The sequence below is a fragment of the Pseudomonas sp. NPDC086566 genome, assembly GCF_050280885.1.
In the GTDB taxonomy this organism is placed as follows: domain Bacteria; phylum Pseudomonadota; class Gammaproteobacteria; order Pseudomonadales; family Pseudomonadaceae; genus Aquipseudomonas; species Aquipseudomonas vlassakiae.
The window spans coordinates 36,089-62,190 of the sequence record NZ_JBNNWD010000014.1; the positions used below are offsets into that span (position 1 = coordinate 36,089).

Here is a 26,102-nt window from a genome sequence, read left to right on the forward strand (position 1 = left end):
GCCGGGGGGCTGCGCTGCAGCCCCCGGCAGCATTACTTCTGTACCGCGGCGAAGGCTTCGGCAACCCGCTGCAGGTTGGCTGGGCGCAGGCCGGACATGCACACCCGGCCGCTGTCGATCAGGTACACGCCGAACTCGTCACGCAGGCGACGCACCTGCTCGACGCTGAAGCCGGTGTAGCTGAACATGCCGCGCTGGCGCAGGAAGAACTGGAAATCCTGGCCTGGCAGCAGCACCGCCAGGGCATCGACCAGCGCCTGGCGCATGTCGAGGATGCGCTTGCGCATCACTTCCACTTCTGCGGCCCACTGGGCATTGAGTGCGGCATCGCCGAGCACGCCTGCCACCAGTTGGGCACCGAAGTTGGGCGGGCTGGAGTAGTTGCGACGTACGGTGGCCTTGAGCTGGCCGAGCACGCTCTGGGTAGTGGCTTCGTCGTCGCAGACCACCGACAGGCCCCCTACCCGCTCGCCGTACAGCGAGAAGATCTTGGAGAACGAGTTGCTGACCAGGCACGGCACGCCGGCACGGGCCATTTCGCGGATGGCGTAGGCGTCTTCCACCAGCCCTGCGCCGAAGCCTTGGTAGGCGATGTCGAGGAACGGGATCAGCTGGCGCGCCTTGACCACTTCCACCACCTGCTGCCACTGGACAGGCTCGAGGTCGGCACCGGTCGGGTTGTGGCAGCACGGGTGCAGCAGCACGATGCTGTTGGCCGGCAAGCCTTGCAGGGCCTGCAGCATGCCGTCGAAGTCGACGCCACGGCTGGCCTGGTCGAAGTACGGGTAAGTGTGCACCTTGAACCCGGCACCTTCGAAGATGGCGCGGTGGTTGTCCCAGGTCGGGTTGCTGACCCAGACTTCCGACTGCGGGAAGTAGCGCTTGAGGAAGTCGGCACCGACTTTCAGCGCGCCGGAGCCGCCGACGGTCTGCACGGTGGCCACGCGCTTGCCGGTCACGGCCGGGTGGTCAGCACCGAACAGCAGCGCCTGGATCGCCTGGCGGTAGCTGGCCAGGCCTTCCATCGGCAGGTACAGCGAGGCTTCATGGGCCTGGCCGGCAATGCGTTTTTCCACCGCATCCACCGCTTCCAGCTGCGGCACCACACCGGCCTCATCGTAATACAGGCCGATGCTCAGGTTGACCTTGTCGGCGCGCGGGTCGGCCTTGAAGGTTTCCATCAACGAGAGGATCGGGTCGCCGGCATAGGCATCGACATGTTTGAACACAGCGTGCAGCTCCTTGGATCAGGACAGTTCGGAAAGACTGCCCTGAGGATACCCGGAGTCAGGCCCAAGGAACATCACATAAGTGCAAGGTTGTCTATGCAACTTTGCACAGCTGGGGATTTATGCTGGATTCTTCGCGGGCATGCCCGCGAAAGGGCCGGATCAGCCAAGCAATTCTTTCAGTCCTTGCAACTCTTGTTCAGTCACCGCCACCCCTTCCCGCTCGGCCTGCTCCCGCTCGCGGTAGCGACGCTCGCCTGGCATGCGCGACAACCCGGCGGCTTGCATGTGCTCGACCAGTTCGCGGCTGCGCTGGGCAAACCGCTCACCTTCGGCCTTGCTTGGGTCGATGACGATGATCAGTTGCCCCGTCCACGGCGTTTTCGCGCCTGGGTGCCCCGACCAGTCGAACTCCCAGGAGAAATGCCCGCCGGTCAGCGCCGCTGCCAGCAACTCGACCATCATCGACAGCGCCGAGCCCTTGTGCCCGCCAAACGGCAGCAACGCGCCGCCTTCGAGAATGGCCTTGGGGTCGGTGGTCGGCTGGCCCTGGGCATCCACGCCCATGCCCTCGGGCAATGCCTGGCCGGCCCGCGCCGCGATCTGCACGTCGCCATGGGCCATGGCGCTGGTGGCCATGTCGAAAACGATCGGGTCATGCCCCGTGCATGGCGCGGCGAAGGCGATCGGGTTGGTGCCGAACAGCGGTTTGCGCGCACCGTGCGGCACCACGCAGGTCATGCTGTTGACCACGCTCAGCGCCACCAGGCCCTCATCGGCAAAGGGCTCGACATCCGGCCACAGTGCAGCGAAATGGTGCGAGTTGTGGATCGCCAGCACGGCAATGCCGGCGCTGCGGGCCTTTTCCACCAGCAACCCACGCGCCGCGGCCAGGGCGGGCTGGGCGAAACCACCGGCGGCATCCACGCGCACGTAGCCTGGCGCCAGGTCGGTTACCTGTGGGATGGCACGCCCGTCGACCCAGCCACTGGCCAGGGTCGAAACGTAACCGGGGATACGGAACACGCCATGGCTGTGGGCGCCATCGCGCTGGGCACTGGCACAGTTGTGGGCCAGCACGTCGGCCACCGCCTCGCTGCAACCGTGCTGCTGGAGGATCCCTTGCAACAGCCCCTGCAGCTCGGCGAAGGGCAGGCGCACGAGCGGGCTGGTGGAAGGTGCGGACATCTGTAGCTCCTTTCTTGGAATTGGAATGGCAACAGCGTATGCAACGACAAAAACTTTCCGATAAGTGACAGCTATCTGTCAAATGTTGACGCGATGACAGAAAACAGCCATTTTCTATTCCACGCCTCACCTGGAGCCGCAGCATGAGCCAACCGATCAAGCAACGCCTGGAAAACAGCCTGAAAGGGGCCGCAGCCTCGGGCCGCAAGATCGCCAGCTACATGCTCGCCAACCTGCACGAACTGCCGTTCCAGACCTCGGCCAGCATCGCCGCCAAGCTGGGTGTCAGCGAGTCCAGCGTCGGGCGTTTCTGCCGCTCCCTCGGTTATGCCCATCTCAAGGCGCTCAAGCAAGACCTGCAGAGCGACCTCGGCGACGGCCCCTGGCTGATGGGCGATCGCCTGCAAGAATACCGCCAGAAACAGGATGACCGCGACAACGCCGGCAGCCTGGAGCGGGAAATCGCGGCCCTGGTGCGCGTGCACGAATACCGCCAGAGCGACGCCTGGCACGCCGTGGCCCAGCGCCTGGCCGAAAAGCCACGGGTGTGCATCGCGGGCTTCCAGACCGAACGCGGCATCGCCATGTGCATGAGTCACCTGCTGCAATACCTGCGCGATGGCGTGCAGCTGGTCGATGGTAGCGCCGGGCACTTCGGCGAGGTGCTGCTCGGCCGCAGCGAGGACACTGCGCTGGTGGTGTTCGAGGCCCGCCGCTATTCGCGCCATGCCCTGCAGCTGTGCCAGAAGGCACGCGCCGCCGGCATCCCGGTCACGCTGGTGACCGATACCTTCTGCGACTGGGCCGAGGCCCATGCCGACGAAGTGTTCCGCATCCCCACCGAATTCAACCTGTTCTGGGAATCCACCGCGACCATGCTGTCGTGGGTGCACCTGATGGTCAACGAGGTCTGCAAGAAGCTCGGGCCTGATGTTGAAAAACGCTTGGAAGCAACTGCCGCTCTACATAACGAGTTCGTCGGCTACACCTCGTGGCCCGCGGGCAAACAACAATAGCAAGAGTGCAAGAGGTGCGAGATGAACAAGACCATGGCTATGCTGGGTGCGTGTGCCCTGCTGCTGGGCGTTAACGCCAGTGCCGAGACCCTGCGCTTCGCCACTGAAGGTGCCTATCCACCCTTCAACTATGTCGACGCCGATAATCAGCTGCACGGCTTCGACATCGACATCACCCATGCCCTGTGCGAGCAGATGAAAGTCCAATGCACCCTGGTTGCCCAGGACTGGGAAGGCATCATTCCTGCCTTGATGGCGCGCAAGTACGATGCGGTGGTGGCCTCGATGATCGATACCGAGGAACGGCGCAAGAAAATCGCCTTCACCGACCACTACTACCGCACCCCGCTGACCGTTGCCGTGGCCAAGGACAGCAAGATCAGCGACGCGCAGACCACGTTTGACGGTTTCACCGTCGGCGCCCAGTCGTCCTCGACCCAGGCCATCTATGCCGAAGACGTGTACGCCAAGGCCGGGGCCGAGGTGAAGCTGTACCCGACCATGGACGAGGCCAACGCCGACCTCGCCGCCGGCCGCCTGGACGGAGTGATCGCCGACAAGTTCCCGCTGCACGAGTGGATGAACAAGAACGGCGGCGACTGCTGCAAGATCCTTGGCGATGTAGCCAACACCAAGGCCGACGCCGCGATTGCCGTGCGCAAGGATGATGACGCGCTGCGCCAGCGGCTGAACACCGCACTGGCCGAAATCGTTGCCAACGGCACCTACCAGAAGATCGCCAGCAAGTACTTTGCCTTCGATATCTACAACTGATCTTCGGAAAACTACGCAGCTTTTGTAGGCGCGGCACAAGGCCGCGCCGACACAAAGGCCGCCAAGGGGCTCGTCATGCTCGATCAATTGTCCTTGCTGTCCTTCGCCAGTGGCGGCTGGGGCCAGGCGCTGCTGGCCGGCGCGCTGGTTACCGTGTCGCTGGCCCTCGCCTGCCTGCCCATCGGCCTGCCGCTGGGCCTGGCCGTCGCCCTGGCGGCGCGCTCGCGCAAACGCCTGGCCCGAGCCTGGGCCACCAGCTTTTCCACGGTGTTCCGCGGGCTGCCCGAGTTATTGACCTTGCTGATCATCTATTACGGCTGCCAGATCGCTGCACAAAAGCTGCTGGCGGCCATGGGTTATGAAGGCGAGTTCCTGATCAACACCTTCCTGGCCGCCATGATCGCCTTCAGCCTGGTATTCGCGGCGTTCTCCAGCGAAATCTGGTTGGCAGCGTTCAAGACCCTGCCCAAGGGCCAGCTGGAGGCCTGCTCGGCGCTGGGCCTGAGCAAGCGCACCGGGTTCTTCAAGGTGGTGCTGCCGCAGCTGACGCGCATCGCCCTGCCGGGCCTGTCGAACAACTGGCTGTCGTTGCTCAAGGACACGTCGCTGGTGTCGACCATCTCGCTGGTCGACCTGATGCGCCAGACCAACCTTGCAGTCAGCGTGACCAAGGAGCCGATGTTCTTCTATGGCGTCGCCTGCCTGGCTTACCTGCTGTTCTCGGCCGCCTCGGGACGGGTGTTCGCCTATATCGAGCGCCGCAGCAACCGCCACCTGCAAGGAGCACGCGCATGAGTACCGAACAACTGCTGGGCCTGGTACTGGACCCGGACCTGCTGGAGCGCTATGGCCCGCGCTTCGTCGATGGCCTGCTGGTGACCGCCAAGCTGGTCGCAATCTCCTTCAGCCTGGGTGCCGTGCTCGGCCTGCTGCTGGCCCTGGCGCGCCTGTCGCGCCACATGCTGCTGCAACGCTTGGCGGCCGGCTACATCTACTTCTTCCGCGGCTCGCCGCTGCTGGCCCAGCTGTTCCTGTTGTATTACGGCCTGGGCTCGCTCAAAGGCTTCTGGCAGGACCTCGGCCTCTGGTGGTTCTTCCGTGAAGCCTGGTTCTGCACATTGTTGGCGTTCACCCTCAACACCGCTGCCTACCAGGCCGAGATCTTCCGCGGCAGCCTGATGGCCGTGGCGCCGGGGCAGTACGAAGCGGCACGGGCACTGAACCTCAAGCGTTCGACCACCTTCTTCAAGGTCATCCTGCCGCAATCGTTGCTGGTGGCCATCGGGCCGCTGGGCAACGAGCTGATCCTGATGATCAAGGCCAGCGCCATCGCCTCGCTGGTGACCCTCTACGACTTGATGGGCGTGACTAAGCTGGCGTTCTCGCGCAGTTTCGACTTCCAGATCTACCTCTGGGCCGCGGTGCTCTACCTGGTGATCGTCGAACTGGTCCGACGCGTGCTCAAACACCTGGAAGCCCGCCTGGGCCGCCACCTGAACTGACCGAAGGATACATCCATGCATTGCCAGACCCTTGTCCTCGGCGCCGGCATCGTCGGTGTCAGTACCGCGCTGCACCTGCAGGCCCGCGGGCGCCAGGTGATCCTGCTCGACCGCGACGACCCCGGCAGCGGCACCAGCCATGGCAACGCCGGGCTGATCGAGCGTTCCAGCGTGATCCCCTATGCCTTCCCGCGGCATTTCGGCGCCTTGCTGCGCTATGGCCTGAACCGCCAGCCCGATGTGCGCTACAGCGTGCTGCACTTGCCCAAGGCGGCGCCGTGGCTGCTGCGCTACTGGCAACAGTCGGCGCCCGGGCGCCTGGCCGGGGCGGCGGCCGACATGCTGCCGCTGGTCCAGCGCAGCGTCGAGGAACATGATGCACTGGTCCAGGCGGCCGGCCTTGAAGGGCTGATCCAGGCCAAGGGCTGGATCGAGGTCTATCGCGACCCGGCGCTGTTCGAGCGGGCCAAGGCCGAGCTCAAGGGCCTGGCCCGTTACGGCCTGCAGTACGAAATCCTCGAACGCGGCCAGCTGCAGGCCCGCGAGCACCAGCTCGACAGCACAGTGGTCGGCGGCATCCACTGGCTCGATCCGAAGACCGTCACCAACCCCGGCGCCCTCACCCGTGGCTATGCCGCGCTGTTCGTGCAGCGCGGCGGGCAGTTCGTCCACGGCGATGCGCGCAGCCTGCGCCAGGTCGACGGCCTGTGGCAGGTCGACAGCCAACGGGGGCTGATCAGCGCCGACGAAGTGGTGGCCTGCCTCGGGCCGCAGTCGGGCGACCTGTTCGAGCGCCTGGGCTACCGCATTCCACTGGGCATCAAGCGTGGCTACCACATGCACTACGGCACCCGCGAGGGAGCGCAGCTGCTGCATGCGATCTGCGACACCCAGGGTGGCTATGTACTGGCCCCGATGGCCCGCGGCGTGCGCCTGACCACCGGTATCGAGTTCGCCGCCAGTGACGCACCGGGCAACGAGATCCAGCTCAAGCGCTGCGAAGCGCTGGCTCGCAAGCTGTTTCCGGCGCTGGGAGAGCGCCTTGACGACAAGCCCTGGCTCGGCCGCCGACCCTGCCTGCCCGACATGCGCCCGGTCATCGGCCCTGCGCCGCGGCACAAAGGCCTTTGGTTCAATTTCGGCCACGCCCACCACGGCCTCACCCTCGGCCCGGTCAGCGGCCGCCTGGTGGCCGAGCTGCTCACAGGCGAGCACCCTTTCACTGACCCTGCGCCTTACAGCGCAGCACGTTTCGACTGACACCCAGCGGGAGAACAACAACATGACCGCCCCCTTGAGCGTTGCCAGCCTTGCCCCCGAAACTGACCCTCGTCCGGAGCTGATCCGCATCGAGGGCCTGAACAAGCACTATGGCGCCTTCCACGTGCTGCGCGACATCAACCTGCAGGTGCGTGAAGGTGAGCGCATTGTCCTGTGTGGCCCGTCCGGTTCGGGCAAATCGACGCTGATCCGTTGCATCAACCGCCTGGAAATCGCCCAGCAGGGCAGCATCCGGGTGGCCGGCACCGACCTGGCCGCCAACACCCGCCAGGCGGCCCGGGTGCGCAGCGAGATCGGCATGGTGTTCCAGCACTTCAACCTGTTCCCGCACATGAGCGTGCTGGACAACTGCCTGCTCGCCCCCACCAGCGTCCGCGGCCTGTCGCGCAAGGACGCCGAGGAACGGGCGCGCATGTACCTGAGCAAGGTAGGTATCGAGAGCCAGGCGCACAAATACCCCAGCCAGTTGTCCGGCGGCCAGCAGCAGCGCGTGGCCATCGCCCGGGCGCTGTGCATGAAGCCGCGGATCATGCTGTTCGACGAGCCGACCTCGGCGCTCGACCCTGAGATGGTCGCCGAGGTGCTGGACGTACTGGTGCAACTGGCCGGCACCGGCATGACCATGCTGTGCGTCACCCATGAAATGGGCTTTGCCCGCCAGGTGGCGGAGCGGGTGCTGTTCCTCGAGGGCGGGCAGATCATCGAGGACAGCCCGCCCCAGGTGTTCTTCAACCAGCCGCGCACTGCACGGGCCAAGGCTTTCCTGGCGCAGATACTGCACTGAGCGGTCAATCATTGCAGCGCTGCAATGAACCGACTGCGTCGTTAAATATAATTGACCATACCCCCTGCCAAACCCTTGCCGGCTCAGGCTCGCAAGGGTTATGCCCCCGTAATTCGGCGCCTCTACCGCTTTTTGCTCGTTTGACATATCGAACGGCTCTGGCAAGCTATCTACAAGCCCCGACCGGAATCGTCCAGTGACGAGCCGGCAGTGCTCGGGACTTCAGGTAGCACATCAAGGCCACGGGCCGTGCACCTGCACAACAACGACAGGCAGAGCCCTGTCATAAGGTGACATATGTCCAACAGCAACATTGGCAACAAGCAACCTTCCCTGCGCAAACCCGTCGTCCTGATGACCATGGGCAGCCAAGAGCGCAAAGGCCATGACTATCAGGTCATGACCCACAAATACATCACCCCGCTGGTCGACTTCGCCGATTGCGTCCCGGTACTGGTGCCCACCTGCTGTGGCATCGATGACCTGGAGACCTATCTGGACATGGCCGACGGCGTATACCTGACCGGTGCCGGCAGCAACATCGACCCGACCCTGTACGGCCAGGAAAACGAAACCCCTGGCAAAGGCCAGGACAAGAACCGCGACCTGTTCGACATCCCCCTGGTCAAGGCAGCGCTCAAGCGCGGCCTGCCGATTTTCGGCATCTGCCGCGGCATGCAGGAAATCAACGTTGCCCTGGGCGGCGACATCTACCAGAAGGTCTACGCCGAGCCTGGCTTCAACGACCACCGGGAGAATCCGGAAGACCCGGTCGATGTGCAATACGCCCAGGTGCATGGCGTGAAGATCAAGCCGGACAGCTGGCTGCGGGAAACCCTGGGCACCGACGAGATCCGCGTCAACTCGCTGCACGGCCAGGGCCTGCGCAACCTCGGCGCCGGCATCGAGCCGATCGCCCACGCCGAAGATGGCCTGGTCGAGGCGATCCACGCCCCAAGCATCTCGCCGTTCCTGTTTGCCGTGCAGTGGCACCCGGAATGGCAAGCAGCGAAGAACCCTGACTCGATCAAGATCTTCCAGGCCTTCGGCGATGCCTGCCGCGCTCAGGTGCGCAAGAGTCAGATCAAGCGCCAACAGGCGGCCTGACACCCGGTTTCAGCTTCGTTAGCTTTGATCGCGGGGCGGCGCAAGGTCGCCCCCGCTTCCCCGGTCACCCTCTGCTGGTCCCAGAACACTTTCCGTGGAAGCGGGCGGCGGGCTTGTGCCTGTCTCCGCGATCGTTTTTTTCCTCCCTCCTCAAGAGATACGATGACTGCCGAGTGGTTGTCGTTAGATCCTCTGCGCTTGTGAGATCGAGCGCCGCGCGGGCGGCGCTCGATTTCTGCACCAACACAAACCTTGAACCAATCACATGTGCGCCTCAAAAAATTTTCTGCAAGGGGACTAGTCATCGTACATGTTGTACGATAACTTACCTCCAACGCAGAACACACCCTACACCCAAGCGCCACAGGATGCCTACAACAATGAATCCACAAGAACTGAAATCCATCCTCTCCCACGGCCTGCTGTCTTTCCCGGTCACCGACTTCAACGCCCAGGGCGACTTCAACCAGGCTGGCTACATCAAGCGCCTGGAGTGGCTCGCCCCTTATGGCGCCAGCGCCCTGTTCGCCGCCGGTGGCACCGGTGAGTTCTTCTCCCTGGCCGCCAGCGAGTACAGCCAGGTGATCAAGACAGCGGTCGACACCTGCGCCAAGTCGGTGCCGATCCTCGCCGGCGTCGGTGGTTCAACCCGCCAGGCCATCGAATACGCACAAGAAGCCGAGCGCCTGGGCGCCAAGGGCCTGCTGCTGCTGCCGCACTACCTCACCGAAGCCAGCCAGGACGGCGTTGCCGCTCACGTCGAAGCGGTATGCAAATCGGTCAACATCGGTGTGGTGGTGTACAACCGTAATGTCTGCCGCCTGAATGCCAACCTGCTGGAACAACTGGCCGAGCGCTGCCCGAACCTGATTGGCTACAAGGATGGCCTGGGCGATATCGAACTGATGGTGTCGATCCGTCGTCGCCTGGGTGACCGTTTCAGCTACCTGGGTGGCCTGCCCACAGCCGAGGTATATGCTGCGGCCTACAAGGCACTGGGTGTGCCGGTGTACTCATCGGCAGTGTTCAACTTCATTCCGAAGACCGCGATGGACTTCTACCACGCCATTGCCCGTGACGATCACGCCACCGTGGCCAAGCTGATCGACGATTTCTTCCTGCCGTACCTGGACATCCGTAACCGCAAGGCCGGCTACGCCGTGAGCATCGTCAAGGCAGGCGCCAGGATCGCCGGTTACGATGCAGGCCCGGTACGCACCCCGCTGACCGACCTGAGCGCCGAAGAGTACGAACTGCTCGCAGCCCTGATGGACAAGATGGGTCCGCAATAAGCGCACCCTAGCGGCCTGCCATTGCCGCCTCCGGAGTGGGCCTGCCCCACTCCGGCTACAACGCGTGAGCCCGCACAAAAATAACTAGTGGGAGTGTTTACAGCATGCAAGCGACTAAAAAGACGCATGTGCGCTACCTGATCCTGTTCATGCTGTTCCTGGTGACCACGATCAACTACGCAGACCGAGCAACCATCGCTATCGCAGGCTCCAGCCTGCAGAAAGACCTCGGCATGGACGCCGTTACCCTGGGTTATATTTTCTCCGCCTTCGGCTGGGCTTACGTGGCCGGCCAGATCCCCGGTGGCTGGCTGCTGGACCGCTTCGGCTCGAAGAATGTCTACGCCTTCAGCATCTTCACCTGGTCGCTGTTCACCCTGCTGCAGGGTTTTGTCGGCGGCCTGCCGGTGGCCTGGGCGGTGGTGACCCTGTTCACCCTGCGCTTCCTCGTCGGCTTCGCCGAAGCCCCGTCGTTCCCGGGTAATGCCCGTATCGTCGCGGCCTGGTTCCCGACCCAGGAACGCGGCACCGCCTCGGCGATCTTCAACTCGGCGCAGTACTTCGCCACCGCACTGTTCGCCCCGATCATGGGCTGGATCGTGTTCAGCTTCGGCTGGGAGCACGTGTTCGTGGTCATGGGCGCACTGGGCATCGTGTTCTCCATGGTGTGGCTGAAGACCATTTACAACCCACGTCAGCACCCGCGCATCAGCAAGGGCGAACTCGAGCACATCGAGCACAACGGCGGGCTGGTCGACATGGACCAGAAGCGTGGCAACGACGGCCCGAAATGGGGCTACATCAAGCAACTGCTGACCAGCCGCATGCTGCTGGGCGTGTACCTGGGCCAGTATTGCATCAACGCCATCACTTACTTCTTCCTCACCTGGTTCCCGGTGTACCTGGTGCAGGAACGTGGCATGACCATCCTCAAGGCCGGCTTCATCGCCTCGTTGCCAGCAGTGTGCGGCTTCATTGGTGGTGTATTGGGTGGGGTGATCTCGGACTGGCTGCTGCGCCGCGGCAATTCGCTGACATTCTCGCGCAAGCTGCCGATCGTCTGCGGCCTGTTGCTGTCGACCACCATGGTCTTCTGCAACTATGTCGACGCCGAGTGGATGGTGGTCGGTTTCATGACCCTGGCGTTCTTCGGCAAAGGCATCGGCGCATTGGGCTGGGCGGTGGTGGCAGACACCTCGCCCAAGCAGATCGCAGGGCTGTCCGGTGGCCTGTTCAACACCTTTGGCAACATCGCCTCGATCACCACTCCAATCGTCATCGGCTACATCATCAGCGCCACCGGCTCGTTCAAGTGGGCCCTGGTGTACGTGGGCGCCAACGCCCTGGTGGCGGTATTCAGCTACCTGGTGATCGTCGGCCCGATCAAGCGTATCGAGTTGCGCGACGATGCCCCGCAGCCACAGCCTGAGAACCTGAAAAGTAGGGCCCAAACATGCAGTTGATCGAACATTCCGACTCGCCCCGCTACGTCCGCCTGCACGATGACGACAATGTCGTGGTGGTGGTCAACGACGGCGGCCTGGGTGAAGGTGCCCGCTTCGCCGATGGCCTGACCCTGGTCGAAGGCGTGCCACAGAGCCACAAGGTGGCTACCGTGCCGATCGCCAAGGGCGAGCCGGTGCGCCGTTACGGGCAGATCATCGGCTATGCGCTGAAAGACCTGCGCCAGGGCAGCTGGGTGCAGGAAAGCCAGCTGGCCATGCCAGCCGCCCCCGAACTGGACAGCCTGCCGCGCTGCGATGCAGTGCCCGATGCCCTGCCACCGCTGGACGGCTTCACCTTCGAAGGCTACCGCAATGCCGACGGCACCGTCGGCACTCGCAACATCCTCGGCATCACCACCACCGTGCAGTGCGTGACCGGCGTGCTGGAGCACGCGGTCAAACGCATCCGCGCCGAACTGTTGCCCAAATACCCCAATGTCGATGACGTGGTCGCCCTGACCCACAGCTATGGCTGCGGCGTGGCGATCAACGCCCGTGACGCCTATATCCCGATCCGCACCGTGCGCAACCTGGCGCGCAACCCCAACCTCGGTGGCGAGGCGCTGGTGATCAGCCTGGGTTGCGAAAAGCTCCAGGCCGGCCAGGTGATGCATGACAACGACCCGTCGGTGGACCTCAGCGAGCCTTGGCTGTATCGGCTGCAGGACGCCAGCCTCGGCTTCGGCGAAATGATCGAACAGATCATGGGCCTGGCCGAAACCCGCCTGAAGAAACTCGACCAGCGCCGCCGCGAGACGGTGCCGGCCAGTGAGCTGATCCTCGGCATGCAGTGCGGCGGCAGCGACGCTTTCTCGGGCATCACCGCCAACCCGGCGCTCGGCTTTGCCGCCGACCTGCTGGTGCGCGCTGGGGCCACCGTGCTGTTCTCGGAAGTGACCGAAGTGCGCGATGCCATCTACATGCTCACCTCCCGCGCCGAAAACCAGGAAGTCGCCAGTGCCCTCGTACGCGAGATGGACTGGTACGACCGCTACCTGCAGCAAGGTGCAGCAGACCGCAGCGCCAACACCACGCCGGGTAACAAGAAAGGCGGCCTGTCGAACATCGTCGAGAAGTCCCTCGGTTCGATCGTCAAGTCCGGCAGCGGCGCCATTCAGGGCGTGCTTGGCCCGGGCGAGCGGGTCAATCGCAAGGGCCTGATCTTCTGCGCCACCCCGGCCAGCGATTTTGTCTGCGGCACGTTGCAACTGGCTGCCGGCATGAACCTGCACGTGTTCACCACCGGCCGTGGCACGCCGTATGGCCTGGCCATGGCGCCGGTGGTCAAGGTCTGTACCCGCACCGAGCTGGCCCAGCGCTGGCCGGACCTGATCGACATCGACGCCGGGCGCATCGCCAGTGGCCGCACGACCATCGAAGCGCTGGGCTGGGAACTGTTCCACTACTATCTCGACGTGGCCAGCGGCCGCAAACAGACCTGGGCCGAAAAGCACCGCCTGCACAACGACATCACCCTGTTTAACCCGGCACCGATTACCTGATGCCAAAGGCTTGCCCGATTTTCAAGCGTGTCGCAATGCCTGTGGGAGCGGGTTCGCCCGCTCCCACAGGGGCCCAGCGAGCCTGCCCAAATAGCATTCATCCTTCAGCTACTTCACCAGGAGCATCCCATGCCTGAGATCCTCGGCCACAACTTCATCGCCGGCCAGCGCAGCGCCGCTGGTTCGCAACGCCTGCAGAGCCTGGACGCCACCACCGGCGAGGCCCTGCCCTACAGCTTCGCCCAGGCCACCGAGGCCGAAGTGGACCAGGCCGCCAAGGCTGCTGCCGCTGCATTCGTCGAATTCCGCAGCCTGAAACCTGCGCGCCGCGCCGAGTTCCTCGACGCCATCGCTGCCGAACTGGACGAACTGGACGACGCCTTCGTCGCCATCGTCTGCCGCGAAACCGCCCTGCCCGCCGCCCGTATCCAGGGCGAGCGCGGCCGCACCAGCGGCCAGATGCGCCTGTTCGCCCAGCTGCTGCGCCGGGGCGATTTCCTCGGTGCACGGATCGACCTGGCCCTGCCCGAGCGCCAGCCACTGCCGCGGGTCGATCTGCGCCAGATGCGCATTGGCGTCGGGCCGGTCGCCGTGTTTGGTGCCAGCAACTTCCCGCTGGCCTTCTCCACCGCCGGTGGTGACACCGCTGCCGCCCTGGCCGCCGGTTGCCCGGTGGTGTTCAAGGCGCACAGTGGCCACATGGCCACCGCCGACCTGGTCGGCTGTGCCATCCAGCGCGCCGCCGAGCGCACCGGCATGCCCAAGGGTGTGTTCAACATGGTGTTCGGCGCTGGTGTCGGCGAGCCGCTGGTCAAGCACCCGGCCATCCAGGCCGTCGGCTTCACCGGTTCGCTGAAGGGCGGCGACGCCCTGTGCCGCATGGCTGCCGAGCGCGCGCAACCGATCCCGGTGTTCGCCGAGATGTCCAGCATCAACCCGGTGATCGTCCTCCCGGGTGCCCTGGCCAAGCGTGGCGAGGCTATCGCCCGCGAGCTGGCCGGCTCCGTGTGCATGGGTGCCGGGCAGTTCTGCACCAACCCGGGCCTGGTGATCGGCCTGCAGTCAGCGCAGTACAGCCAGCTGCTCAGCGACCTTGGCCAGCACCTGGACCAGCAGGCCGGGCAGACCATGCTCAATGCGGGTGGCCTTCGCAGCTACGTTGACGGCCTGGAGCACTTGCGCGCCCATGCCGGTATCGAACATCTGGCCGGCCAGCCCCAGGAAGGCAGCCAGGCCCGTGCCCAGCTGTTCAAGGCCGATGTCCGCCTGCTGGTAGAAGCCGACCCGCTGCTGCAGGAAGAAGTGTTCGGCCCGACCACCGTGGCGGTTGAGGTCAAGGACATTGCGCAACTGCGTGATGCCCTGCTTGGCCTGCGCGGCCAGTTGACCGCGACGCTGATCGGCGAGCCTGAGGATTTCGAGGCCTTCGCCTGGCTGGTGCCGCTGCTGGAAGAGAAAGTCGGGCGGATCCTGGTCAATGGCTACCCGACCGGTGTCGAAGTGTGCGACGCGATGGTCCACGGCGGGCCGTATCCGGCCACTTCCGATGCTCGTGGTACCTCCGTCGGCACCCTGGCCATCGACCGCTTCCTGCGCCCGGTGTGCTACCAGAACTACCCGCAGGCGCTGTTGCCGGAGGCGCTGCGTGACGGCAACCCACTGGGGCTGCGTCGCCTGGTCAATGGGCAGTGGAGCGATGGCACGATCTGAGTGCCTTGAAACACGAAAGCCCCGCACATGCGGGGCTTTTCTTTATTGCCTGTCCCGGCCTCTTCGCGGGTGAACCCGCGAAGAGGCCGGGACAGGTTATGGAAGGCTCAGGCCCCCTGCGCCTCGGCTTCTTCATGGGCCTGGCGCAGTCGTTCGCGGCTGTTGCTCAGGTGCATGCGCATGGCCATCTTCGCCCCTTCGCTGTCGCGCCGGGCGATGGCTTCGTAGATGGCTTCGTGCTCGTGCATCAGGCGGCTCATGTAATGCGCCTGGTCATCATGGGCCAACCGCGCCGAATTCAACCGGGTACGCGGGATGATGCTGGTACCGAGGTGGTTGATGATATCGGCAAAGTAGTGGTTGCCGCTGGCCTGGGCAATGCGCAGGTGGAACTGGAAGTCCGCCGACACTGCATCGGTGGCATGTGCCGCACCTTCATTGAGCTCGTCCAGGGCTGCACGCATGCCAGCCAGTTCCTCGTCGCTGCGCCGTTGCGCCGCCAGGCCCGCCGCCTCGATTTCCAGGGCGATACGCAGTTCCAGCACCGCCAGCACCTCGCGCAAGGTCACCACGGTCGCCGGGTCGATACGGAAGCCACCGGTCGCCGGCTGGTCCAGCACGAAAGTGCCGATGCCATGGCGCGTCTCGACCTGCCCGGCCGCCTGCAGCCGGGAAATCGCCTCACGCACCACGGTGCGGCTGACGCCCTCCTCGGCCATAATCTGCGATTCGGTCGGCAGCTTGTCGCCGCGCTTGAGCTGGCCGCTGCGAATGCGCTCGGTCAGCACCGTGACCAGTTCCTGGGCCAGACTGCGCGGCTTGCGCCGGGTCCTTGCCTGTACCTGCTGCTCTGTCATGCCCTGTATTTCACCTTGAAAGACAGCCGCCATGATAGCGCAAGCAGTTGTACGATCACATACACCCGACGCGGTATTTCATCAAAGCGCTGCGCCATCTGCACGCTTGAGCACTGGTACACTGCCAAACGGCGCATTTGACCGGACTCACCGAAGGCATGAACGAAACGCGATACACCGTGGTGGCCAAAGACTTGATGAAAGGCATCGCCAGTGGCCGATACCCAGTGGGCAGCCTGTTGCCGACCGAATTTGAATTGTGCGATCTGTATGGGGTGAGCCGGCATACGGTGCGGGCGGCGATCAATCAACTGCTCAACGAAGGGCTGGTGTCACGCCGCAAGCGGGTCGGCACCCGGGTCGAGGCCAGCAGCCCGCGTGGTGGCTACTCCCAGACGGTGGCGACAGTGGCCGACCTTGCGCAGCTGACGCAAACCCAGCAACGCATCGTCCAGCAAAAGCGCCACTTCGTCGCCAACCTGAGTGAAGCAGAGCGCCTGGGACTGGTGCCGGGAGAACACTACTTCTGCGTGTCGAGCATCCGCGTCGACCGCCAGCACAATGCCGCGCCGCTGTGCTGGACCGATGTCTATGCCCAGCGCGACTACGCCGACGTCATCGAACTGGCCCATGAGCACCCCGACCAGTTGATCGCAGCGTTGATCGAACAGCACTATGGCCGGGCGATCGCCGTCGTCGACCAGCAGGTACGGGCCGTGTTGCTGACAGCAGATATGGCGCGTGAACTGAAGGCCGAGGCGGGTTCGCCGGGGCTGAAGATCATCCGCCATTACCGCGAGAAAAACGGCGACCTGATGGCAGTTTCCGAGACGGTGCACCCGGATGATCGATTTACCTTGGTGACCCAGATGCGCCGGGACACGCAGGGCTGAAACCGCTACAGTAGGTGCTTTCCATGGAAGGAAGTCCCGCATGAAAGCGCTCGACCGCGCACTGCTCACCTGTGGCCTGCTCATCCCGTTCTGGTTGCTGATCGGCGTCTGGTTCACCGCCAAGGGCTACCCCGGCTACGACCACCTGCAACAGGCCATGAGCCAGCTCGGCGCCCAAGGCTCCCCGACTCGGCACTGGTCGCCCTTGGTCAACAACTTCCCCCTTGCCTTGCTATTCGCCCTGTTTGCCTGGGGCCTTGCACGGCGTTGGCGCGCCTCGAAACTTGCGCTGCTGAGCGCTGCCCTGGTCCTGTTGCATGGCCTGGGCAGCCTCGGCGCTGGCCTGTTTCCGTGCGACCGGGGCTGTGCACCTGCCGAGCCGTCCAGCTCGCAACAGCTGCACAACCTCAGTGGCCTGCTGATGTTCCTCTCGTTGACCCTGGCCAGCGCGCTGTGGGCCTGGCTTGGCAAGCGCATGGCCGGCTCGAGGGCTCTGGGCTGGTTTTCCCTGGCGTGCCTGATTACTGCGGTGATCACCGTTGTGCTCATGGCTCAGGCCGCCAGGAGCGGCCAGCTGTTCGGGCTGTATCAGCGGCTGAACTACGGCGTGTCGGTGATATGGATCGCAGGCCTGGCGCTGACCAGCCTGCGCCCCACACTGGCAAATCGCATTCGTATCGCCACTACCTGATGGGAAAATGCTGGCCCCCAGGCATCTTTAGCCAAGGCAAACTCCTTTGATCTTCAGATGCTTAGGAAAGCAACATGCGAGTATTTCTAGCAACGATGGCCGGCTGCCTGCTGGCCACTGCCAGCTTCGGCGCCCAGGCCAAAGCGCTTAGCCAGAACGACCGCGAAACCTGTGGATGGGGCTCGCAGATCGCCGCCGAGGCGCAGCAGGCCAAGCTCTCCGGCGTCACCTTGTACGCCACGCGCAAGAAGCTGCAAGTGCGCCGGTTTGCCAAACCCTGGATGCGCATGACCGCCATGGGCATTACCGAACAGACCTACAACAGCCGTTCACGACTCAAGCCAGCGGCGATCAAGCAGACCTACTACGAACAGTGTATCCAGCACACGCTTGCGAGAAGATAATCCATTAATATCAATCAGTTATTGAATAAAGCTAACCTGATTTATTTAAGAATTCAGGTTTAATAGACTGGCTCTACGGCCGAGGCGTCGAACATCGGTAGTGGAGCCCAGGCCGCGTGGACGGTGTATTGCATCATTCGAACCTCCTTGTTCGATTGATCGGGTGATGTCAGCAGCCGCTGAGCGCCACCGGGCGACGTTCGCCGGCAAAGAACAGCGGGCGCAGGCGCACGCCGATCAGGTTGCCGGCATAGGCGGCGATCAGCCAAAGCCAACCGTGCACGCTACCCGAAGCGATACCGCTGAAGTAGGCGCCGATGTTACAGCCATACGCCAGGCGCGAACCATAGCCCAGCAACAGGCCACCGATGACTGCGGCAATCAACGATGGCAGCGGGATCTTCAGGTTTGGCGCGAAGCGTCCAGCCAGGCCTGCCGCCAGCAGTGCACCAAGCACGATGCCGATGTCCATCACCGTGGTGATGTCCTGCCACAGCGGCGCAGCCAGTGCCTTGGCATTGGCGGGGGCCTGCCAGAACACCCAGCTGCCGACATCCACACCGAAGCTGGACAAGGTCTTGGCGCCCCACAGCGCAAAGGCCGAGGTGATGCCCCACGGGCGCCCGGCCAGGGCCAGGGTGGCGTAGTTGAGCAAGGCCAGGGCAATCGCCCCCCACAGCAGCGGCCACGGGCCACGCAGGAAGCGGCGCAGCCCCTGGTACTCACTGCTCACCGGGGCTTCCAGGGCGCCATGACGACGCTTCTCCATCACCACCGTGCCCCAGGCGATCAGCGCGAACACTGCAACGCTGACCAGCAGCGCTGGCGCCACGCCCCAGGCCTGGACGATCGAGGTGGCCGGGAACGACGGCAGCGCAAACCACCAGTCGGCATGGTGCGTGGCGCCGACCGAGCCAATGATGAAGAACAGCAGGGTTACCAGCATCCGCGCATTGCCGCCACCGACCGTGAACAGCGTGCCCGAGGCACAGCCGCCGCCCAACTGCATGCCGATGCCGAAAATGAACGCACCGAACACCACCGACACGCCAGCTGGCGCGACCAGGCCGGTGACCGGGGTGCCGAACAGGCTGCCGGCCGACAGCGCCGGGAAGAACAGCAGCACGGCCAGGGTCAGCATGACCATCTGGGCACGCAGGCCGGCGCCGCGGCGTTCGTTGATGAACACGCGCCAGGCCGAGGTGAAGCCGAAAGCGGCGTGATAGAGCGTCAGGCCCAAGGCGGCGCCGACCATCAGCAGCAGCATCTGTTTCAAGCCGGCATTGAGGTTGAGAAAACAGGCGCCGGCCAGCAACAGGGCCAGGGAGATCAAGGGCGCGCCGAGGCGGCGCGGTTCGGGTGTGGCGGTTGCGGAAAGACCCATCGAAATACTCGGATTACAGTGAAACGGGGGGCGAGTATAACCCTCCTGGGAGCCTTGTGGTGTCTGCACTGGCCTTTTCGCGGGCTTGCCCGCTCCCACTCCTCAAGGCCCGGGGTTACCTGTGGGAGCGGGCAAGCCCGGGAAGGGGCTGGCACATCTGTTAGGCTGATAATCACCTGCCAAAGCCAACCGAAGCATTCGCCCCATGGATGAACTGCGCAAGATCGACCTCAATCTGCTGCTTACCCTGCACGCCCTGCTCAGTGAAAAGCACGTAACCCGCGCTGCCCTGCGCCTGCACCGCAGCCAACCCGCCGTCAGCCATGCCCTGGCGCAGCTGCGCGCACACTTCGACGACCCCTTGCTGATCCGGCAACACGGCAGGATGGCCCTGACCGCCCGCGGCCAATCCCTGGCCAAACCGCTGCAGGACGCCCTCGGCAGCCTCAACGGCCTGCTGGCTGCGCCTCAGTTCGATCCGGCCCAGGCGCGGCGCCGCTTCCGCTTGTCACTGTCGGACTATTCCTCGCGCATCATCCTGCCGCCTTTGGTCCGCCACCTGCGTCAGATCGCTCCCGGTGTCGACCTGGCCATCAGCCAGGCCAGCCGCGAAACCATGCTCGCGCAGTTGCTCGATGGCGAACTCGACCTGGCCCTGGGCATCTTCCCGGAACTGCCAGCCGACATCACCGCCCAGACCTTGTTCAATGACAGCTTCATCAGCGTCGCCGATCGCCAGGTGCTCCCGGCCAAGGGCGGGCTTACGCTTGAGGACTGGCTGACGCGGCCGCACGTGCTCATGGCCATGCACCCGGATGCCCACGATGAGATCGAGCGGGCCCTGGCCGAACAAGGCTTGCGTCGGCATATTGCGTTGGCGCTGCCGCATTGGAGCGCCGCAGTCGACGTGCTGGCCGGCACCGACCTGATCCTCACCGTGGCCAGGCGAGCGGTTGGCCCGATGCGCCAGCACCCGTCACTGCGCCAGTTCACGCCCCCCTTGCCGATCCCCGCCCTCGCCTATCAACAGGCCTGGCATGCCAGGAAGGACAGCGACCCCGGCCATCGCTGGCTGCGCGAAGCCGTATGGGCCTGCAGCCAGCCCGGGCAGTGATCAGCGCTCGACCACCGCCTGGCCAGACGTTGGCGTCGAGGTCCAGCCGCCCTGCACCAGCAACACGCCACCGAGGATCAGCAGCACGCCGGCCACCCGGGCCAAGCTCACCGGCTTGCTGGCAATGCCCATCAGCCCGAAGTGATCGACGATCACCGAGGTGAGGATCTGCCCCGCCACTACCAGCACCAGAAACCCCGCCGTACCCAGCTTGGGTGTCAATGCCGCAGCGCCGGCCACATACAGCGCACCCAGCACGCCGCCGATCCACAGCCACCAGGGGCCTTGCAACGCCTTGCCCAGGTCAGGCATGGGCACCCGCAGGATCAGCAAAGCCGTGATGATCACCACCGAACTGACCGTCAACGAGGTGAAGGCGCCCCACAGCCAGTGCCCCAGCGCACGGCCGACAGCCGCGTTGCTGGCAGCCTGATAGGGCAGCACGAAGCCCGCCAGCAGGGCCATCATCACGGGAAGGATTGCAAGTAACAGGGTCTTGTAGGTCATGAAAGGTCTCAACTGAAAACAAGATGAGACCATGATGAATAAATCGATCGCAGTTATGGAAATCAAAAAGATGCACGTGGTGTATTCGTCTTGTGCATGCAGCCAGATGCGGGCCTACCGAAGCGTGCCCGCTGCCCGACCTCAACGCCAGGTATCGACCCGCAGCACTTCGGTGTAGATCGCATCCACGGTCTGGCCGACCTTGAGGTTCTTCATGCGCGCCTGCAGGTCAGGGTTCTCGACCTTGACCACCTGCAGCTTGCCTTCCGGCGGCAGCAGGCTGACCTCATGTTTCTTCAGGTCGATCTTCTTGATCTGCGAGGTCACCCGGACCTGGCGGAACGCTTCGCCGCCGGGGTTGGGGTTGTCCTTGGTGGCGCGGATTTCCCCGGATTCTTCAGTAGCCTTGGGCGCGCCGCCCACCTCGCTGTTGAGCACATAGGCGACGGCCCGGGTTACATAGATATCGACGTTGTCACCCACCTTCAGGTTAGGCAGTGCCTTGGCCTTTTCAGTCAGTTGCAGGGTCACATCCTTGTCGTTCGGCCCTTTGACCGTGACTTGGCGGTTGGCCAGGTCGATCGCGGTGACCTGGGTTTTGACATGGCTCTCCAGTGCCTCGCTGCCAATCGGAATTTCGGAAGCCTGCACTGTGAAGGTGGCGGCGGACATCAGGGTGGCGAGGGCAACAGCACGAGCGAGGGTGCAAATAGGATTCATAGGCCTGCTTCCATGTAATCGAGACCGGGGTTGTGCGTGCAATGGCTACGCGCACACAAGCATAGCCATTGCTCGCCACTCTGCAGGCAAACGCCCCGCCCGCGAAACCTGTCAACCCCGTTGTGTCAACGGACCTGCAAGCTACCTGCGCCCCCAGCCGGCAGTGCCTCCACGTCAGTTGCGCGTCACCCTCCACACCGTGTTGGCAAGGTCATCTGCGATGATCAGGGCGCCACGTGGGTCCACCGTAACCCCCACGGGCCGGCCGCGGGTCTTGCCATCTTCCCCGCGGAACCCGGTGGCGAAGTCGACGGGCTCACCGGCCGGCTTGCCCGCCTTGAACGGCACGAAGATCACCTTGTAACCCACCGGGTTCGGCCGATTCCAGCTACCGTGCTCGCCCACGAACACGCCGTCGGCGAAGCGCTCGCCCATGGCCGGGATGGAGAAGTCCACCCCCAGCGCGGCAACGTGCGACCCCAGGCTGTAATCCGGCTTGATAGCAGCCGCCACCTTGTCCGGGTTCTGCGGCTTCACCCGCTCATCGACGTTCTGCCCCCAGTAGCTGTAAGGCCAACCATAGAAGCCGCCCTCACGAACCGAGGTAAGGTAGTCCGGCACCAGGTCCGGCCCCAGTTCGTCACGCTCGTTGACTACCGTCCACAACTGCCCGGTGTCTGGCTGAATGGTCAGCGCCGTCGGGTTGCGCAAACCGGTGGCGTAAGGCCTGTGCGCCCCGGTCACAGCGTCGATCTGCCAGACCATGGCGCGGTCGATCTCCACTTCCATGCCACGCTCGGTGATGTTGCTGTTCGAGCCGATGCCCACGTAAAGGTAGCGGCCATCGGGGCTGATGGTCAGCGCCTTGGTCCAGTGGTGGTTGATCTCGGCCGGCAGGTCGGTGACCTTGGTCGGCGGGCCGCCGGCCTTGGTCTGGCCGTCCTGGTAATCGAACCGCACCAACGCATCCTGGTTGGCCACGTACAGCTTGCCGTCGGCAAAGGCCAGCCCGTAGGGCGCATTGAGGCCTTCGGCGAACACCGTCTGCACCTCGTAGGTGCCGTCACCATCGGCATCGCGCAGCAAGGTCAGGCGGTTGCCACCCTTCACTTGCGTATTGCCCTTGGCCTTGATCTGGCTGGCAATCACGTCCTTGGGCTTGAGCTTGGCCGCACTGCCGCCGCGCCCTTCGGCGACCAGGATATCGCCATTGGGCAGCACCAGGCTCTGGCGCGGGATTTTCAGGTCAGTGGCGATGGCCGTGATGCGGTAGCCCTCAGGCACGGTGGGTTTCTGATCGCCCCACTGCGCCGGTTGTGCAATCTTCATGCTCGGCAGCAGGCCGCGCTCCGGGGCCGGCAGCTTCGGGTCAGGCCCCAGTGCCTGGGTCGGCTCGCCGTCCCCGCCACAGGCGGCCAACAGCAGCGCCACACTCAACAATGACAGTCCTTGCAACGGCTTCATGCCTCACCTCCCGAACCCAGGTTGCTCATGCCCAGCCATGCCGCCACGCAGGCCAGCACGGTGACGATCACCGACAGCACCAGGCCCGCAGGCATCACCGCCCAGGCATCCTTGGCATGTTCGAACGCATTGATCAGCCCCAGCGCCCAGGTCACCAGCAACAGCAGGAAGTACAGCGTTGGCCGCCCGCCCTTGCGCGGGGCGCGGATCAGGTTGGCCAGGGCGAACAACAACGCCAGCCCACAAAACAGCAAGCCACCGGCAATCAGCCAGGCGGCGAAGTTGCTCCACTGGATCTGGTAGCTCTTGAAGTAGGCAATGTCGCTCAGCAGCGCGCCGAGAAACAGCGGGACCGTGCCGGCCAGCAGGATCGCGTGCAGCGGCCCGGGCGTGCATCGGTAGAAGGTTTGCTCTGTAGCGGTCACGGCGCCTCCTTATTCATCGGTGACCCAAGGCTGACGGACTGGCGCGATGGCCTGGTCCATCAGGCGTGCGCAGGGTGCGCTTAAGAAGGGATCACCTTGACGTTCGGATAGTTCACCGCTTGGCTTGAGAGAAATATCCTGAAAGACTTGATGCGTCGGGATGAGGGATAGCATGAAGACTCGCAACACACGACCCTACGCGTACTGGACAGCGCATGCCTTGCTGGCCGTCAGCCTGGCTCTCAATGCCGGCTGTTCGGGCAAAACCAGCAAGGCACGCTATTACGCCGCCGCGCCAGGCTCCAACTGTTACGCCAAGGCGCTGCCGAGCAGCGGTGAAGGCGGCCTGGCCTGGGGCAACACACTCGGTATTGCCAAGCAGAAGTCGTTGAACAACTGCATCCGCTATGCGGGGCGCTCAGGCGGTACGCCAGACACCTGCCAGGTAGTGCTGGCCAAGTGCAGGAACTGACGCTTACGCCGCTGCTGCGCCCCCCTGGATCGGTCAGGCAGACCTGGCCCGCGCGGCATGCAGCTTCTTGTAGCTCTCGATCAGCCGCAGATGGCGGTCCAGCCCTTCGAGCTTCATGCTGGTCGGGGTCAGGCCGTGGAAGCGCACGCTACCGTCGACCGAGCCCAGCACCGCGTCCATCCGCGGGTTGCCAAACATGCGGCGGAAGTTGGCCTCGTAATCGGCCAGTTCCAGTTCATCATCCAGCTGCACTTCCAGCACCACGTTCAGCGCCTGGTAGAACAGGCCGCGCTCGACGGTGTTGTCGTTGAACTGCAGGAATGCCTCGACCAGCTCCTTGGCATCCTCGAAGCGCTTGAGCGCCAGGCAGATGAGCAGTTTCAGTTCCAGGATGGTCAGCTGGCCCCACACCGTGTTTTCGTCGAACTCGACGCCGATCAAGGTGGTGATGGTGGTGTAGTCATCCACCTCGCATTTATCCAGGCGCCGGCGCAGCGCGCGCAGGGCGCGGTCATCCAGGCTGTGCAGGTTGAGGATGTCGGCACGGAACTCCAGGGCCCGGTTGGTGTTGTCCCAGATCAGGTCCTCGACCGGATAGATCTCGGAATAACCCGGCACCAGGATGCGGCAGGCGGTCGCGCCAAGGTTGTCGTACACGGCCATGTACACCTCTTTGCCAAGGCCTTCGAGGATGCCGAACAGGGTCGCGGCTTCCTGCGCGTTGGAGTCCTCACCCTGGCCGGAGAAGTCCCACTCGACGAACTCGAAATCGGCCTTGGCACTGAAGAAGCGCCACGACACCACGCCGCTGGAGTCGATGAAGTGCTCGACGAAGTTGTTCGGCTCGGTCAGCGCATGGCTTTCGAAGGTCGGCTGCGGCAGGTCGTTGAGGCCTTCGAAGCTGCGGCCTTGCAACAGTTCGGTGAGGCTGCGCTCCAGCGCCACTTCAAAGCTTGGGTGCGCGCCGAACGAGGCGAATACGCCGCCCGTGCGCGGGTTCATCAGGGTCACGCACATCACCGGGAACTCACCGCCCAGCGAGGCGTCCTTGACCAGCACCGGGAAGCCCTGCTCTTCCAGGCCCTGGATGCCGGCGAGAATGCCTGGGTACTTGGCCAGCACCTCCTGAGGCACATCCGGCAGCGCCAGCTCGCCTTCGAGGATTTCGCGTTTCACTGCCCGCTCGAAGATTTCCGAAAGGCACTGCACCTGGGCTTCGGCCAGGGTATTGCCGGCGCTCATGCCGTTGCTGAGGAACAGGTTCTCGATCAGGTTGGACGGGAAGTACACCACCTGGCCGTCGGACTGGCGCACGAACGGAAGCGAGCAGATGCCGCGCTCGGTGTTGCCCGAGTTGGTGTCGTACAGGTGCGAACCGCGCAGCTCGCCGTCCGCGTTGTAGATCGCCAGGCAGTGTTCGTCGAGGATTTCGGCCGGCAGTTCGTCCTTCGGGCCTGGCTTGAACCACTGCTCGTTCGGGTAATGCACGAACGGCGCGTTGGCGATGTCTTCGCCCCAGAACTGGTCGTTGTAGAAGAAGTTGCAGTTCAGGCGTTCGATGAACTCACCCAGCGCCGAGGCCAGTGCCGCTTCCTTGGTCGAACCCTTGCCATTGGTGAAGCACATGGGCGACTGCGCGTCGCGCACATGCAGCGACCAGACGTTGGGCACGATGTTGCGCCACGAGGCGATCTCGATCTTCATGCCCAGGCCGGCGAGGATGCCCGACATGTTGGCGATGGTCTGCTCCAGCGGCAGGTCCTTGCCAGGGATATAGGTGGTGGTGTCGGCCACCGGCATCAGCAGGCCCTGGGCATCGGCGTCGAGGTTGTCGACCTCCTCGATGATGAACTCGGGGCCGGTCTGCACCACTTTTTTCACGGTGCAGCGGTCGATGGAGCGCAGGATGCCCTGGCGGTCTTTCTCGGAAATATCCTCGGGCAATTCGACCTGGATCTTGAAGATCTGGTTGTAGCGGTTCTCCGGGTCGACGATGTTGTTCTGCGACAGGCGGATATTCTCGGTGGGGATATCGCGGGTCTGGCAGTACAGCTTGACGAAGTACGCCGCGCACAGGGCCGACGAGGCCAGGAAATAGTCGAATGGGCCCGGGGCCGAACCGTCGCCCTTGTAGCGGATCGGCTGGTCGGCGATCACCGTGAAGTCGTCGAACTTGGCTTCAAGACGAAGGTTGTCGAGAAAATTGACCTTGATTTCCATGCGGGGATTACCGTGATTTAAGCGTGCAAAACGAAATTGGCCGGCATTATCCGCATTTTCG

Annotated in this window: 25 protein-coding genes; 16 read left to right on the forward strand and 9 right to left on the reverse strand. The window is 64.0% G+C overall.

Annotated elements, in window-relative coordinates:
• Positions 1-32: 32 nt before the first annotated feature.
• Positions 33-1,229, reverse strand: a complete 1,197-nt coding sequence (locus ACQKPS_RS25215) for an aromatic amino acid transaminase (RefSeq protein WP_254480043.1) — start codon at positions 1,227-1,229, stop codon at positions 33-35.
• A gap of 162 nt (positions 1,230-1,391) precedes the next feature.
• Positions 1,392-2,417 (reverse strand): Ldh family oxidoreductase, encoded by a 1,026-nt coding sequence (locus ACQKPS_RS25220; RefSeq protein ID WP_427605919.1) that lies wholly within the window; start codon positions 2,415-2,417, stop codon positions 1,392-1,394.
• A gap of 143 nt (positions 2,418-2,560) precedes the next feature.
• Between ACQKPS_RS25220 and ACQKPS_RS25225 the strand changes: the two genes are divergently transcribed.
• From ACQKPS_RS25225 to ACQKPS_RS25275, 11 genes are all read left to right on the forward strand, one after another.
• Positions 2,561-3,433 carry a MurR/RpiR family transcriptional regulator gene (locus ACQKPS_RS25225; RefSeq protein ID WP_254480045.1) on the forward strand — a complete coding sequence of 291 codons (873 nt, stop codon included), beginning with the start codon at positions 2,561-2,563 and terminating at the stop codon, positions 3,431-3,433.
• A gap of 21 nt (positions 3,434-3,454) precedes the next feature.
• Positions 3,455-4,207 (forward strand): transporter substrate-binding domain-containing protein, encoded by a 753-nt coding sequence (locus ACQKPS_RS25230; RefSeq protein ID WP_427605921.1) that lies wholly within the window; start codon positions 3,455-3,457, stop codon positions 4,205-4,207.
• 75 nt (positions 4,208-4,282) lie between these two features.
• Entirely contained in the window at positions 4,283-5,002 is a 720-nt protein-coding gene (locus tag ACQKPS_RS25235; RefSeq protein WP_254480047.1) for an ABC transporter permease, read from the forward strand.
• Positions 4,999-5,709: an ABC transporter permease gene (locus tag ACQKPS_RS25240; protein ID WP_254480048.1), complete on the forward strand. Its 711-nt coding sequence runs from the start codon at positions 4,999-5,001 to the stop codon at positions 5,707-5,709. Before ACQKPS_RS25235 ends, ACQKPS_RS25240 begins: the two co-directional genes overlap by 4 nt.
• A 15-nt stretch (positions 5,710-5,724) precedes the next feature.
• Entirely contained in the window at positions 5,725-6,969 is a 1,245-nt protein-coding gene (locus ACQKPS_RS25245) for an NAD(P)/FAD-dependent oxidoreductase (RefSeq protein ID WP_427605924.1), read from the forward strand.
• A 22-nt stretch (positions 6,970-6,991) separates the two neighbouring features.
• Positions 6,992-7,774, forward strand: coding sequence for an amino acid ABC transporter ATP-binding protein (locus tag ACQKPS_RS25250; protein WP_302329818.1), 783 nt, complete (start codon positions 6,992-6,994; stop codon positions 7,772-7,774).
• A gap of 297 nt (positions 7,775-8,071) precedes the next feature.
• On the forward strand, positions 8,072-8,881 hold the full coding sequence (locus ACQKPS_RS25255; protein WP_054886601.1) for a gamma-glutamyl-gamma-aminobutyrate hydrolase family protein: 810 nt from the start codon (positions 8,072-8,074) through the stop codon (positions 8,879-8,881).
• Positions 8,882-9,261: 380 nt separating this feature from the next.
• On the forward strand, positions 9,262-10,173 hold the full coding sequence (kdgD, locus tag ACQKPS_RS25260; RefSeq protein WP_254480051.1) for a 5-dehydro-4-deoxyglucarate dehydratase: 912 nt from the start codon (positions 9,262-9,264) through the stop codon (positions 10,171-10,173).
• A gap of 104 nt (positions 10,174-10,277) precedes the next feature.
• Positions 10,278-11,636 (forward strand): MFS transporter, encoded by a 1,359-nt coding sequence (locus tag ACQKPS_RS25265; RefSeq protein ID WP_427605927.1) that lies wholly within the window; start codon positions 10,278-10,280, stop codon positions 11,634-11,636.
• Entirely contained in the window at positions 11,627-13,180 is a 1,554-nt protein-coding gene (garD, locus tag ACQKPS_RS25270; RefSeq protein ID WP_254480053.1) for a galactarate dehydratase, read from the forward strand. Before ACQKPS_RS25265 ends, garD begins: the two co-directional genes overlap by 10 nt.
• A 129-nt stretch (positions 13,181-13,309) precedes the next feature.
• A complete protein-coding gene (locus ACQKPS_RS25275; RefSeq protein ID WP_427605929.1) occupies positions 13,310-14,890 on the forward strand; it encodes an aldehyde dehydrogenase (NADP(+)) in 1,581 nt (526 codons plus the stop codon).
• Between the two features lie 107 nt (positions 14,891-14,997).
• On the opposite strand, the gene ACQKPS_RS25280 is transcribed toward ACQKPS_RS25275, so the two are convergent.
• Positions 14,998-15,747, reverse strand: coding sequence for a FadR/GntR family transcriptional regulator (locus ACQKPS_RS25280; protein WP_254480055.1), 750 nt, complete (start codon positions 15,745-15,747; stop codon positions 14,998-15,000).
• Positions 15,748-15,905: 158 nt separating this feature from the next.
• Here ACQKPS_RS25280 and ACQKPS_RS25285 point away from each other — a divergent pair, with 158 nt between their 5' ends.
• The 3 genes from ACQKPS_RS25285 (at position 15,906) to ACQKPS_RS25295 (ending at position 17,735) form a co-directional block, all read left to right on the forward strand.
• Complete coding sequence (locus ACQKPS_RS25285) at positions 15,906-16,640, forward strand: GntR family transcriptional regulator (protein ID WP_254480056.1); 735 nt, start codon at positions 15,906-15,908, stop codon at positions 16,638-16,640.
• Between the two features lie 40 nt (positions 16,641-16,680).
• Positions 16,681-17,331 carry a DUF998 domain-containing protein gene (locus ACQKPS_RS25290; RefSeq protein WP_427605932.1) on the forward strand — a complete coding sequence of 217 codons (651 nt, stop codon included), beginning with the start codon at positions 16,681-16,683 and terminating at the stop codon, positions 17,329-17,331.
• Positions 17,332-17,405: 74 nt separating this feature from the next.
• Positions 17,406-17,735 carry a hypothetical protein gene (locus ACQKPS_RS25295; protein ID WP_254480058.1) on the forward strand — a complete coding sequence of 110 codons (330 nt, stop codon included), beginning with the start codon at positions 17,406-17,408 and terminating at the stop codon, positions 17,733-17,735.
• A gap of 169 nt (positions 17,736-17,904) precedes the next feature.
• On the opposite strand, the gene ACQKPS_RS25300 is transcribed toward ACQKPS_RS25295, so the two are convergent.
• On the reverse strand, positions 17,905-19,119 hold the full coding sequence (locus ACQKPS_RS25300) for a YeeE/YedE family protein (protein WP_427605934.1): 1,215 nt from the start codon (positions 19,117-19,119) through the stop codon (positions 17,905-17,907).
• 205 nt (positions 19,120-19,324) lie between these two features.
• Between ACQKPS_RS25300 and ACQKPS_RS25305 the strand changes: the two genes are divergently transcribed.
• Positions 19,325-20,233: a LysR family transcriptional regulator gene (locus ACQKPS_RS25305; RefSeq protein ID WP_427605936.1), complete on the forward strand. Its 909-nt coding sequence runs from the start codon at positions 19,325-19,327 to the stop codon at positions 20,231-20,233.
• Here the strand turns inward: ACQKPS_RS25305 and ACQKPS_RS25310 are convergent, their stop codons facing one another.
• The 4 genes from ACQKPS_RS25310 to ACQKPS_RS25325 form a co-directional block, all read right to left on the reverse strand.
• On the reverse strand, positions 20,234-20,740 hold the full coding sequence (locus tag ACQKPS_RS25310) for a DMT family transporter (RefSeq protein ID WP_427605938.1): 507 nt from the start codon (positions 20,738-20,740) through the stop codon (positions 20,234-20,236). It abuts the gene before it with no gap.
• A 141-nt stretch (positions 20,741-20,881) separates the two neighbouring features.
• Positions 20,882-21,460 (reverse strand): hypothetical protein, encoded by a 579-nt coding sequence (locus ACQKPS_RS25315; protein ID WP_283725512.1) that lies wholly within the window; start codon positions 21,458-21,460, stop codon positions 20,882-20,884.
• Between the two features lie 174 nt (positions 21,461-21,634).
• Positions 21,635-22,924: a PQQ-dependent sugar dehydrogenase gene (locus ACQKPS_RS25320; RefSeq protein ID WP_427605941.1), complete on the reverse strand. Its 1,290-nt coding sequence runs from the start codon at positions 22,922-22,924 to the stop codon at positions 21,635-21,637.
• A complete protein-coding gene (locus ACQKPS_RS25325; RefSeq protein ID WP_427605943.1) occupies positions 22,921-23,349 on the reverse strand; it encodes a DUF2231 domain-containing protein in 429 nt (142 codons plus the stop codon). The genes ACQKPS_RS25320 and ACQKPS_RS25325 overlap by 4 nt, the downstream gene beginning before the upstream one ends.
• Before the next feature lie 172 nt (positions 23,350-23,521).
• Here ACQKPS_RS25325 and ACQKPS_RS25330 point away from each other — a divergent pair, with 172 nt between their 5' ends.
• On the forward strand, positions 23,522-23,821 hold the full coding sequence (locus tag ACQKPS_RS25330) for a hypothetical protein (protein WP_254480065.1): 300 nt from the start codon (positions 23,522-23,524) through the stop codon (positions 23,819-23,821).
• Between the two features lie 33 nt (positions 23,822-23,854).
• Here the strand turns inward: ACQKPS_RS25330 and ACQKPS_RS25335 are convergent, their stop codons facing one another.
• Positions 23,855-26,041 carry an OsmC domain/YcaO domain-containing protein gene (locus ACQKPS_RS25335; RefSeq protein ID WP_427605945.1) on the reverse strand — a complete coding sequence of 729 codons (2,187 nt, stop codon included), beginning with the start codon at positions 26,039-26,041 and terminating at the stop codon, positions 23,855-23,857.
• Between the last annotated feature and the right edge of the window lie 61 nt (positions 26,042-26,102).